This window comes from Aliivibrio finisterrensis (assembly GCF_008933155.1).
Taxonomy (GTDB): domain Bacteria; phylum Pseudomonadota; class Gammaproteobacteria; order Enterobacterales; family Vibrionaceae; genus Aliivibrio; species Aliivibrio finisterrensis.
The window spans coordinates 44,173-56,378 of record NZ_WBVP01000021.1 but is presented as its reverse complement, the minus strand read 5'-3'; the positions used below and the strand labels follow the sequence as shown (position 1 = coordinate 56,378).

General features: G+C 40.2%; 10 protein-coding genes. 4 read left to right on the top strand and 6 right to left on the bottom strand.

What is annotated here, in order from left to right:
* The 5 genes from F8B77_RS18110 to F8B77_RS15275 form a co-directional block, all read right to left on the bottom strand.
* A partial coding sequence (locus tag F8B77_RS18110; RefSeq protein WP_151656348.1) for a transposase family protein occupies nucleotides 1-95 on the bottom strand: 95 nt, incomplete at its 3' end.
* 416 nt (nucleotides 96-511) lie between these two features.
* Complete coding sequence (locus F8B77_RS15290; RefSeq protein WP_208846160.1) at nucleotides 512-1,480, bottom strand: Wzz/FepE/Etk N-terminal domain-containing protein; 969 nt, start codon at nucleotides 1,478-1,480, stop codon at nucleotides 512-514.
* A 164-nt stretch (nucleotides 1,481-1,644) separates the two neighbouring features.
* Entirely contained in the window at nucleotides 1,645-2,007 is a 363-nt protein-coding gene (locus tag F8B77_RS15285; protein WP_130045025.1) for a four helix bundle protein, read from the bottom strand.
* A gap of 123 nt (nucleotides 2,008-2,130) precedes the next feature.
* The gene (locus F8B77_RS15280) at nucleotides 2,131-4,848 is read right to left on the bottom strand and encodes an SLBB domain-containing protein (RefSeq protein WP_151656338.1); all 2,718 of its coding nucleotides are present in this window, start codon (nucleotides 4,846-4,848) and stop codon (nucleotides 2,131-2,133) included.
* Between the two features lie 74 nt (nucleotides 4,849-4,922).
* Nucleotides 4,923-6,260, bottom strand: a complete 1,338-nt coding sequence (locus tag F8B77_RS15275) for a capsule assembly Wzi family protein (protein WP_151656336.1) — start codon at nucleotides 6,258-6,260, stop codon at nucleotides 4,923-4,925.
* A gap of 235 nt (nucleotides 6,261-6,495) precedes the next feature.
* Between F8B77_RS15275 and F8B77_RS15270 the strand changes: the two genes are divergently transcribed.
* The 4 genes from F8B77_RS15270 to F8B77_RS15255 all read left to right on the top strand — a co-directional run bounded on the left by F8B77_RS15270 (nucleotide 6,496) and on the right by F8B77_RS15255 (nucleotide 10,481).
* Nucleotides 6,496-6,744, top strand: coding sequence for a hypothetical protein (locus F8B77_RS15270; protein ID WP_151656334.1), 249 nt, complete (start codon nucleotides 6,496-6,498; stop codon nucleotides 6,742-6,744).
* An 84-nt stretch (nucleotides 6,745-6,828) separates the two neighbouring features.
* Nucleotides 6,829-7,494 (top strand): YjbF family lipoprotein, encoded by a 666-nt coding sequence (locus F8B77_RS15265; protein ID WP_151656332.1) that lies wholly within the window; start codon nucleotides 6,829-6,831, stop codon nucleotides 7,492-7,494.
* Nucleotides 7,495-7,506: 12 nt separating this feature from the next.
* Nucleotides 7,507-8,265: a capsule biosynthesis GfcC family protein gene (locus tag F8B77_RS15260; RefSeq protein WP_151656330.1), complete on the top strand. Its 759-nt coding sequence runs from the start codon at nucleotides 7,507-7,509 to the stop codon at nucleotides 8,263-8,265.
* A gap of 2 nt (nucleotides 8,266-8,267) precedes the next feature.
* Nucleotides 8,268-10,481, top strand: coding sequence for a YjbH domain-containing protein (locus F8B77_RS15255; protein WP_151656328.1), 2,214 nt, complete (start codon nucleotides 8,268-8,270; stop codon nucleotides 10,479-10,481).
* Between the two features lie 147 nt (nucleotides 10,482-10,628).
* On the opposite strand, the gene F8B77_RS15250 is transcribed toward F8B77_RS15255, so the two are convergent.
* On the bottom strand, nucleotides 10,629-12,074 hold the full coding sequence (locus F8B77_RS15250; protein WP_151656326.1) for a hypothetical protein: 1,446 nt from the start codon (nucleotides 12,072-12,074) through the stop codon (nucleotides 10,629-10,631).
* Nucleotides 12,075-12,206 lie beyond the last annotated feature (132 nt).

Below are 12,206 nucleotides of genomic sequence, written 5' to 3'. Positions count from 1 at the left end.
TCTGTTCTAGCGATGGTGTCATGACTTGGTACACCGTTTTCAAACTCTCTGAAGTTACGTAACCATTCCAAGTTACACTCACCGAAGGCTTCTATTTCTTTCTATCCTTTACTTTAGAAAGGTATAAGTTCACACATTCATGATGATTAGTATTTTTTGGGGTATCCAGACACGCTACCGCCCGCAGGTGATCGCGCATCCCTGGCGCATGAAATTCATAGATGTGTGTTTTGCAGAAACTATATGCCTTGCTAACTAAAACGCTTCGCTCTAAAAACAATAAAATCAAAAGTATAAAGAACCAAATAAACGACTCTGGCTCTTATAGTAGCGAAGCGATCTAGTCTCTAGTCTCTAGTCTCTAGTCTCTAGTCTCTAGTCTCTAGCGTTATTTTGCGCTGCATTTTATCTCATTTTTCGACATAAAAGAAGGAGGAAGCAGGTAAAAACAGGTAGAAGGAAAGATTCTTTGATCTAGCTCCTACCTTAATCCTTAATCCTTAATCCTTCTTTATTCTTCCTTTCTAAACGCAAATCTAACCAGCACAACCGCAACCCCTAACATTCCACCTAGCAAGGTCGCTAACACACAAATTAAGGCACGTTTTGGTCCGGCTTTCTCTTCTGGGATAACCGCTGGGTCTATGGTTTTAAACGCAAACTCCGCTTCAACCTCTGCCAGCATTAGGTTTTTGGTTTGATCTTCAATTAGCTGATAAAACACTGAGCGCATGTCTGAGATATCGGTTTTTTGTAATTGCTGCTCTAAATAACCGATATTTCGTTTGGTTTCAGTAAGGGATTTGTCTTTCATCCATAGATTTAAATCCGCCACTAACCACTCTACCCATTGCTGAGCAACAATTGGTGAATAGTGAGTGACTGATAAGGTCACTAAACCTGAATCTTTCGAATCAGCAGTGCTAAACACAGTCTTAAAGGCTTTGTGTGCTTGCCAATCTGTTGGTACTGGTGACTCACCAGGCTTTACTTCTCGTACCCATTGCTTGGTTTCTGTATTGTATAACTCTGGGTCTATAACTAATTCGCCAGAGCCTTCATTCCACTCTGTGCTTGCCAGTAATGGCACTAATAAATCATGCTTGGTTATAAAGGCATTAATAAATTGTCGAGATTGTAGGGTAGCTAATGACATCGCTTTGCTATCAGTGCCACCGCCGCCAATATTAATACCCGCTAATGAAGCTAAGCCACCCAGTTGCCCTGCCATTGCAGCAAGGCCACCGCCGCCACTGCTCTCACCCGCAGGTGCCAATACAACTTCCGCTTTATAAGTATTAGGTTGTGACAAAGCAAATAGCACGCCGCCAACGGCGAAAATAAACGTGGTTGCTATGATTATCCATTTGCCTTTCCACAGTGCGCCAAAGAGCTCACGCAAGTCGATCTCGTCGTCGTCGGGCATTGCCTGTGGAAACGCTAAATGTTGAGGGTGTTGAACTTGTTGTTTTTCATTCATGCTAGAAACTAGAAACTAGAGGCTAGAGACTATAAAAGCTTGGTTTATTTGGCTTTTCGAGTCTTTATGCTCTTTGTTTTCCTTATGTGTGAGAGTTAGAAAAATACTAGAAACTAGAGGCTAGACCGCTTCGCTTCTATAAGATCAAAAGCTGATTAATCGTATCATTTGCCTTTGATTTTCAATTTATTTTTGTCATTTTGAATGATGGTAGCTAAAACTTTCGCTATTTCTCTTGCTTCGCTAAGCATTCGAAAACCTTCTTTCTTATGTATATTACTGGTTTCTATTGCTATAAGAAGCTGAGTAATCACTTCACCACAAGAGCCTTTTGCATAGTAATAAAAACGAATTTTTTCCTTCAACGTTTCTCGCTCTTCTCCCTCTGCTATATTTGAAGGGATTGATAATGAAGAACGAAAAATTTGATCTTTTAATGCGTAATTTTTATTACTTTCAAACTCCTCCATAATGTCACAACATAATCGAGAAGAACGTTTCCATACATTCAAATTTTCAAATAGCATACCTAACTCGCTTTTATAGTCTCTAGTCTCTAGTCTCTAGTCTCTAGTTACACTATAAAAGGAGCCAAGAAGCGATGACACCTCGATATCTTGAAGATCATCGCATTTTGCTAGTTTTTAAAACTAGTCCTTAACCGCACTCCACGCTACGCCGATTTGATACAAGATCTGCGTTGCTGAGGTTAACGTACTTAGGCCATCTAGGTAATCCGTGTCTAGCGGTACGATGATGGTATCGCCAGGGGCTAGTGGCTTGTCGCTGCGGCTGAACCAGTATGAGTTATTTGGGATCATCACTGAGCCATCTGCACGTACTACATAAATACGGTCGGTATCGGCTTGTTTTTTGGTACCACCCGCGGCTTCTATGTACTCTTCCACTGTCATGTTTGGTTCAAACAATTGGTTTGAGGCAAACTGAACTTCACCCATAATGCTGATCACCGGGTTTCTTGCTGGAATGTACAGCTTATCGCCTTTTTCTAGCATTAAGTTGGCAATTTTATCCCCTTCGATCGCTCTTGGGATAGAAATAACCATGCGGCCCATGGCTTCGGTTTTTGATAAATCATCCGCAATTAACATCGCATCTGCAGGTGGTGTGGTATATTGCGCGCTTGAGTTTTGGCGACGCAGGGCTAAATTACCAATCTCTTGCTTTAGTTGCATGTTTAAGATTTTTAAACGCTCTGCTTCTAGGCGTTTTAATCGTTCGCGACTAAAGACTGAGCCATCCGCATACGCATATTCTGTTAGCCCACCGGCACGTTCAATCACCTCTTGCAACCTTTCACCACGAATAAATGAGTACGTGCCAGGGAAAACAACTTCACCTTGCAGCTCAATGGTGTAGCCTTCTTGCCAATTTGGTTTGGTTTTCACAATTAAGCGATCTTGCTCTGTAAGCGTAAAGTTTTTTTCACCGTCAGCTGATAGCGCGTCTCTTAATGAGATTTTTCTCTGCTCGGTAATCAGCTCACTGCCGTTTACCTCACGAACTGTCCATTCGGCACTGTCTAGATACGCTTCTTCTGTTAAGCCACCCGCGGCCGATATCACTTGTTTAATCGTGCCTGTTTTTGATAACGGGTAGATACCTGGGTATTTAACGGCACCGCTGATCTCAATTAATCGCGCTGGGTTATCAAGTGTTGCTTGTGATTTTAAACGGGCAATAATTGGTGTTAACAGTTTTTCGCGGCTTTGTTGTCTTAACTGCTCACTTTTAGATACCGTCTCACCGTCATCCGTTTTTAACTTGGTTGCTGATTCTGTTTTGATTAATGCCCCTGTCGATGCATCTACTGTCTCAACATTACGTTGCTGTAACGGCTCACCATTTACGTTAGTGCCCATCGGTAAGCTTGTATTAGTAGAGCCTTGAGCAAGTTGCGATTCTGCTTGCTTCTTTTCTTCCTCTTTACGCTTTTGCTCTCTTTCATCGGCGTAAGATCCAAACCAATACTCTAGATCTAACCCGCTATTGAACACAAAGATTTGGTCACTTTCTTGCAGGCTCAAGTTTTCTTTTGAATTAGGGTTTGCGATGGCTTCGCCTAGGTTAAATTGCAGCACTTCAATATCACGCTGTTTATTGATTTCACGTACAATTAACGCGTAGTTTAAATCGGCACTTTGTTTTAAATCGGTACGAACAGAAGAGACAATATCGCTCACCTTCATGCCTTTTTTAAAGTTGTAGGCGCCTTGTCTTGCTACTTCACCACGCAGTGCTACGGCATTATTTAATGACTCTGCCGCTTTAGATACCACCACTTTATCACCATCTTTAATGATGAAGTTTTTACCCTTTGATGTGCTCATGTCTACGGTGAATTGCTCGTAGCCATTTGATCCCATGCGCGTAATATTTACTTTAGATAGGAAAGCATTTGGCTGTAAGCCACCACCAAAAGAAAGTAAACGAGAAAGCGTGGTTTTGCCTTTTAATTCATAAATTGCAGGACGTTTTACCGCACCATCGAGCTCAACGCTTGAGTTTTTGGTTGGGATATACAGGGTATCGCCACTTAGCAATCGAACATCACTGCGTGAATCGCCTTTTAGCAGTAAGTCATACACATCAAAGCGCTCAACCACTTTGCCTTTACGCTTAAGTTCGACATGACGTAGGCTGCCAGATTCTTTAATGCCACCACTGGCAATCAATGCTTGGGTCACGGTCGTTAGGCCATTGACGTTATAAGCGCCCGGTTGTGTGGCTTCACCCACCACATACACTTGCATAGTTCGCATTGCGCCCATTGAGACCAGTACATCTACCCCTAACATTTTCTGTTTGATGATGTTGGTTAAATGGGTTTGCATATCTGCAAAAGTTTGGCCTGAAACGGCAATAGGACCAAACTCAGGGAAGTTTAAACGGCCTTTTCTATCAATAACTAGGTTTAACTCTTCGCTGCTTTTACCATAAATTTGAATGGCTACTTCGTCACCCGGTGCCATAACATAATCATTAGGTACTGGCAGGTTATCAACAGGCGTTAAGGTATCGACTTGCCCTGCAAACATCTCATAACCAAAAGGTTGTAATTTACCTTCTTCTTCTTCTGCCAACTTTTTCATTTGCTCGTCATACGACACTTCTTTTGGCGCATTCGCTCTGATTGGGTCTTGAGGAACCGTGTTCGTTGAGCGGCCTTTGGATGAGCTAGCTCCGGTTAATACACTGATATCCACCCCATATTGGCGAGCGAGTTGCTCTTGCTGGGATTTTGGTAATTTTTGAAATTGAGCAATTTGATCAGCGCTTGGTGTAAAGGCTATTGCACTGGTGCTTATCATGGCAAATAAGCTAGCGGTAAGTGTTTTTTTCATCATTGATATTCAATACGCTTGTTAAAATCAGTTAAAAGAGAAAGTTTTAAAAAATAAAGAGTTTAAAAAATAAAGAGTTAAAATCTAAATTCGTAACCTAACGATGCATTGATTTGGTCATCGCTAGTGGTGGTGTTCATTTGTGTGTAACCAAGCCCTAAATGCACCATGCCTGAGGCGGCCGGTAATCGGTAATTGGCTTGGGTCGTATTACTTTGGCTATGGTGGCGACTCTGGGTATCGTTCCATTCTGATTGCTGATAACTCAGGCTTACATTATGGTCATTACTCATCTGCACATACAGTGCAACAGAATAGCTATTATCCATATCATAAGTCGAGTTAGCGTTAAATAATGCCTTATGCTCTGAGGTGCTTTGTTGAGATTCAAGCACTAAGCGTACCGTTTGTCCTTCAATATTCACACTGCCACTCCAGCCTAATAGCAAGGCTCCTAGCTCTGTGGTGTCCTCGGTTGAGGCAAGCTCGGCATACACGCTGTGATACACCTTGGTTTGGCTCTCATCACCGTAATTAGAGACGTTAATTGATGGTAAGGTTAACTTAGCATCAACGGCAGCTTGCTTAATGTTGTCGTCTGAACGGCTACTGTTAGTATTATCAAACCAGACTTGATACGTTAACCCATATTCAAAAAATGAAAAGGGTTTAGATACAAAGCGTGTCGCATTGTGGTAATTAAATTCTGCGTCATCGGGTTTTGCTACCAAGGTTTCAATGTTCCAGACACCAAATAGCTTATTTTGTCCAATATAGCTGACACTGATATCCGGTGCGGCTTTGGCGTAAGACCCAAGAATTAGGTTATGCTGCCACCCTTGACCCCACCATCTGTCTAACGTTCCGATAGAGAATAACCAAGCGCCTAAATTAAGTGATAGATAGGAGTCGTCCCAGCGGATCTCCTCTTCACCTTGATAACTTGAATAGCCAGTCGTCACACGAAACGCATAGCTAGTATCAAGGTATTCATAGCTGGCAGACGCGCCCCACTTATCTTTACTAAATTGGCCGAAGCCCGTTGACGGCGCCTCTTCATTACTGGCGACAAATTTAGTTGAGCTTTGGCCGCGATTCAGCTTGGCGGAGTTCATACTGTAGCGCACTTCTCTTTGCGCTAACGCCACAGACACATCATGTGATACTTCATTGTTGGTAATGTCATCGCCAAACAATGACCAGCGCAATGGGTATTGATTGGTGGGAGACGATATTACGCCAGAATCAGACAGTATGACTAATGAGGAGCGTAAAAAAGGATCGTTCGCTTCTAACCAAGGTGATGCCACGGCAGAAGGGGTTACCAATAGCGACGACAAGCAACACGCTAAGGCCGTAGCGATTGGCGTGAGTCTTATTTTTTTATTGGCGCAATGAGACATTACTGTGTGCATAAATAAATTGTTACCAAGTCGTTTTTTAAAAGGCGAACATTAAAAGGCGAACATTATATCAGCAATATAAAAAATGATACATATAACACATGGCATTTATTTAAGCGTATTTTTTGTTGTGAATATAAATACCAACAGGTATACTTTTTGGGTACGCGGGATTTGCGTATACATCGATGTAATACTTTTTATACTAAAAATTGTATAAAAAGACTTTTATTTAAAGGAAATTTCCATGAAAAAGACTGCTATCGCTCTTATGCTAGCTATGACTGCTGGTTCTGCATTTGCAGCCGCTGAAGCAACAACTGCTACTTCAACTACAGGTTCTGCTGCTGGTACTGCTGGCGCTTCAACTGCTGCTGCTGGCGCGGCTACTACTACTGCTATCGCTGTAGGTGCTGTTGCAGCTGTTGCTGTTGTTGCTGTTGCTGATTCAGGTTCTGATACGGCGACTTCAACGTCTACATCTGTTACTAAATAAGCCACAATAAGCTGAAAACAAAGCCATCAACCCTGTGTTGATGGCTTTTTTTATATTTTTAATAAATTACCGAAAGTAGAATTCATGAAAAATATTATTCTATATTTACTTACCTTTGGCTGCTTTTTATTAACTGGCTGCTCACAAAAAATTCAAGATGTACAGTCGACGTTTAATGAGGCTGTATTTGGTATGAGTGATGTTGAACTTTCTGCCGAGCATATTAATGAGCTGCCTTATGCTAGCGCTTTTGTTAAAATCAATGACAGTCACAACATATTTATGGTACTTGCTTTAGCGGAAAGTAACCCGATAACGGGTGCCACTCAGCTTAAGTGGCTCTCCTCTGATAATGCGATGATCGTCACTGAGAATGGCCGTATTATAAAAACACTTGCCCTACCTAATTATAATTTGATCGCATTAAACTCTACTGAATTGCCTCCATTGAGCCAACAACTTACCGCACCACAACAATGGCAAGCGACTTATGATTGGATGCCAGATTATCGATATAATTATCAAGCAAGTATCGATGTTTTGCCTGGTGAAAAAAGTACCTTAACGTCTCTGATTTGGACAAAGGAAGTAACATACCTCGAGGAGTTCGTTTCTTTTTCTACCTTAAACTTACAGTTTACCAATCAATACTGGTTAGATAATACTGGTGAGGTTGTAAAAACTCGTCAATTTATTGGTCCTAACATGGCCACAATTGAAATGACTTTTCTTAAACCTTTTCGTTCTTAATTAGGAGTGACAATGCGTATTTTTGGTTTTCTCTTTTTATCACTCTGCTCTTTCTTTTCTTATGCTAGTGACTCAGCACTCTCTATTACATTAGTTAAAAACAGCGTAATTTTATCTTTTCCTCAAGCCACTCGATTAGACTCTGTACTGTTAGAATCACTTAATTATAGTAATCTCTATGCTTACCCTTTAGGTCTCATTCTTAGTGATGATGAGAAAAAAAATACGGTTATTCAACAGCAAGAGAAACTGTCACAACAGCTAACTAAACTCGGTGACTACTCTCCCTTGCTTTCATGGGCTGAGGCACCTTACAAACTCAACTCAACCTTACTCATTAATCAATTGGCTCAGCTCTCTTTTGTTCCTCGTCTCTTTATTCCATTGGATATCGATGAAATTAGAATAAAAAAAGAACATAACCCCCTACTGAGCGGGCAGTTCTCACTATTTGTGCCAGAGCGACCAACAACCATCACCGTTCTCGGATTAACGTTATCTCCTAAACCACAAACTCTGCCATATATAGAGAATGGAAGTATAAAAGATTATCTCCATAACGTTGAGGTCAGTTCTCAAGCCAATACGTCTCAGGTTTATGTGATTCAACCTGATGGTGTCGTACAAATAGCGAGTAATAATCAATGGCAGAAAAATACGGTTTCAATTGCGCCCGGAGCCACGATTTTTATTGGATTTAATGAGTTACCAGATTCATTGTCATCAATTCACCAAGATATCATTCAACTTTTACGTAATAAGGTAAATTAATCATGCCGTATCCTAAATTTGCCTTATCTTTAATTGCAAGTGCGATTACTGCTACTTTTTCGACTTTTGCCTTGGCTGAAGAAAGTAGTGAATATATTGAACCAATAACCTTTACCCCTTCTCAAACTGATTTTGGTGGCGTTGGTTTAATGCAAATGCCTTCAGGGCGTAATGCTGAAGAGGGAACATTTAGTTTTAATACTAGCTTCAATAATGAATATCACTTTTATAACCTCTCATTGCAATTGATGCCGTGGCTTGAAACGACTATTCGCTATACTTTAGTTCAAGACTCTCTTTATAACCCTGATGAAAATTTCAGTGGCGATACCGTTTATACTGATAAAGGCATCGATTTCAAGGTTCGTCTATTAGAGGAGAGTGACTGGCTACCTGAAACCTCTATCGGTGTGCGTGATTTTGGCGGTACTGGTTTATTTGATGGTGAGTTTGTTGCGGCAACCAAGCGTTTTGGCAATCTTGATGTCACGCTTGGTATGGGCTGGGGCTACCTTGGACAAAGTGGCAATATTACTAATCCATTTTGTAAAGCATCAGATAAATTTTGCTCGCGTGAGTCTGGCTATAAAGGCAATGGCGGCAGTGTCGATTTTGAGCGTTGGTTTAAAGGCCCCGCGGCGATTTATGGTGGTTTAGAATATCAAACGCCTTACCAACCACTACGCTTAAAAATAGAATATGACGCGAACGATTATAGCCAAGATAAACCAGTACAAGATCCTCAAAATAACCATGATATGACTCAGCACACCCCATGGAACTTTGGTGTTTTATATGGTTTAGGTGATTGGGGAGATATGCGTTTAAGTTATGAACGAGGGGATACTCTCACCTTTGGCTTTACGTTAACCACCAACTTTAACACAATGAAAGCTAATTGGCGCGATACCCCTGAAACCGTATATCAAGCACCATCAGTTAATCATGTGGATGAAATAAACTGGAATTATATCGAACAAGAATTAGATAATAATGCCGGTTATTCTAACAGTAAATTTTATGTGAAAGACAATGAAATAACGATCGTTGCTGGGCAAGAAAAATACCGTAATAAAGACATTGCTCATCAAGAAGCGGCAGCAATTTTAGCAAGTAATACTCCTGAACATATTCAAACTTATCGTATTATTGAAGAAAACAATTCTTTACTCACCACTGAGACAGTGATTGATGCTGAACGTTATAAAGACGCAGCGCAGTTTAATTATGTGGGTGCTAAAATTACTGATGCAACAGTCACTCAAGATATCTCTGATCTTGATTCAATCAATGATGATAATTTAAAGCATGACTCATTTGAGCGTTGGGACGTGAGTATTTCTCCTTCTTTACGTCAATCCATTGGTGGCGCTGAAGGTTTTTATCTTTATGAAATAGGCATCAAAGCAGGATCCTCTTATTGGCTTACTGATAACCTGCAAGCTTCTGGGTCATTATATTTAAACCTTATTGATAACTATGATAAATTTAATTATATCGCTCCACCAGATGCTACCGAGGTTCCTCGTGTTCGTACCATGTTTAGAGCTTATGCCACTGAAAGCCCTTTAAGAATGGAGCGCTTACAACTTACTTGGTTTGATGAATATGCCGAAGGTCTATATGGGCAGACTTATGGTGGTTATTTAGAGAGTATGTTTGGGGGCGTTGGTACTGAGATATTATACCGCCCGATAAATAGCCGCTGGGCTGTTGGCCTTGATTATACGTACATTCAACAACGCTCTCCTGATGATTGGTTTAATTTCTATCAAGATGACCGTCAATACAGCGAAGCCGATGGACGTTATTACAATGTTCGCTCTCAAGGAACAACTGGCCACTTAACCGGATATTATATGCCTCAATGGTCATTTTTAAAGAGTACGCTATTAAAGGTAAGTTATGGTGAGTTTTTGGCAGGCGATAAAGGCTATCGTTTAGATTTTTCTAAACAGTTTGATTCAGGTGTTATTGTTGGCGCTTATGCAAGTATGACTGATTTATCTGCAGAGGAATTTGGTGAAGGCAGTTATACCAAAGGGTTTTACCTCTCTATTCCTTACGACATCATGACGGTTAAACCAAGTAAAAATAGAGCGTACTTTGATTGGCAACCTTTGACTCGCGATGGCGGTCAGATGCTGTCGAAGGAAAATACGTTGTTTGGCTTAACAGATGCAAGACAGCCGTGGTATACGAAGAAAGGGCTTTAGGACTATACGCTGCGCTGACTAGAACGCTTCGCTTCTATAAGATCTTAAGGTAAGAGCAGGGTTGAGGTTTCAGGTTTAAGAGCGGACGCGGTTGGCTTAATGTATTATAAAAGAGCGCAGTGAATACTGCGCTCTTTTTGCAATATATTACTTAGTGAATATATTGTAATTATTTTTTATCAATAGCTCTTCATGAGCCAAGCCTAAAGCTGGTGGTAATAACATTTCAACTCTACCCGCTGTTGAGCTAAAGTTTTTGGTTTTTCCAAATACAGTGAAGATATCAGTTATCTCTTTATTATCTTGATCTGAAGAGATAAAAGATGTGTTTACTGGAGTTGTATGATCTGGGTATCGAGATGTAATTACTTGTGGAATCGTTACGATAGGCCCTTTAGCATAAACAGAATGATTCATTGTAAAGACCCCCTCTTGCAAAGTATAATCTACTAATGCTCCTTGAATTGTCTCACTAGTAACATCAGTGAAATCAAATTCACATACTCCACTGATACAAGTCAAAATCAATGGGTCTGAACTTAAACTTACATTATGTAAATCAACATCGCTTAATCCATTAGTGACAATGTTATTACTTAAAGTATCCCAACCATTAATCATAGTATGATATTGAGCAGAGTACGAATATTCGCTACCAAATGGGGTTGATACTTCATAAGTATTATTCTGGTTCTCATTATTCCAAGAAAACCAATCAAATGAATGTTCATTGAATAATGACTTAACCGTCAACTTATCAAATGTAGTCGTGATTGCATTAGATGAAGGATAAACATCAATTCTTGATAAACCATCTATTGTCAATAATGTTTGATTATTCGATACGCTTGCAGGTGTATCAGTCGCCAATGTCTTACTTTCAACGTATTTATAATGAGTAATATTGTCTAATGCTCCATTTTGGTCATTCGTATAACCAGATAATAGAACAGGTTCACTAGGCGATATCACCGTTAGATTATTAATTGTTGGTGCTGAGTTAGGCGTGCTTTTCCCATCAAAATAATCTTCAGCGCTTACTGCTGAAATACCATCGTTTGGTGTATATTCTATCGTTACTTTCTTTTTATTACTGTCAATTTTTAGTGCATTTTTTGTATAACAGTTTGAATTAGCACCTTGGTTAGTATTAACCTTAATAAACGCATCGGTCAGCATCTCTTTTTGTACGCTTAGTACATATGCGACTGATCCTGTTAAATTATCAGTTTCAACAACTGATACATAACCACCATCAGGGATTTGATCTTCTGATAGAACTAATTGCCCTGAAGGTGATATATCACTCTGGTCTAAATATACCTGATGATTACCATTAATATCTGAAATGGTAATTTTTACATCTGTAGCCTCTACTGCGTAAGTGTTTTTAATCACTCCATTCACTTCTGTTGTACTAAATACTGTCGCCAATGATGAATTACAACCACTAGGTAACGTATCTACCATCTGTAAAAACTGCCAAGTATATTTAGTTGGTGCTGGAGTGCCACCACCGCCACCGCTGCTTCCGCCGCCGCATGCTGTTAAAAGTAAAGTACTGAAAAGCCCGATTGGGAGCATCTTATTCATCGTAAATCGTATCCGTTGTTAGCAAAATTATCCTGCTCAAATAATGCACAATTCGTGCCAGTAATACTGACGTAATTTTGACATTCTTTCGTATAAAAACGAGTACTCCTGCTCTTACTTTAAGATCTTATA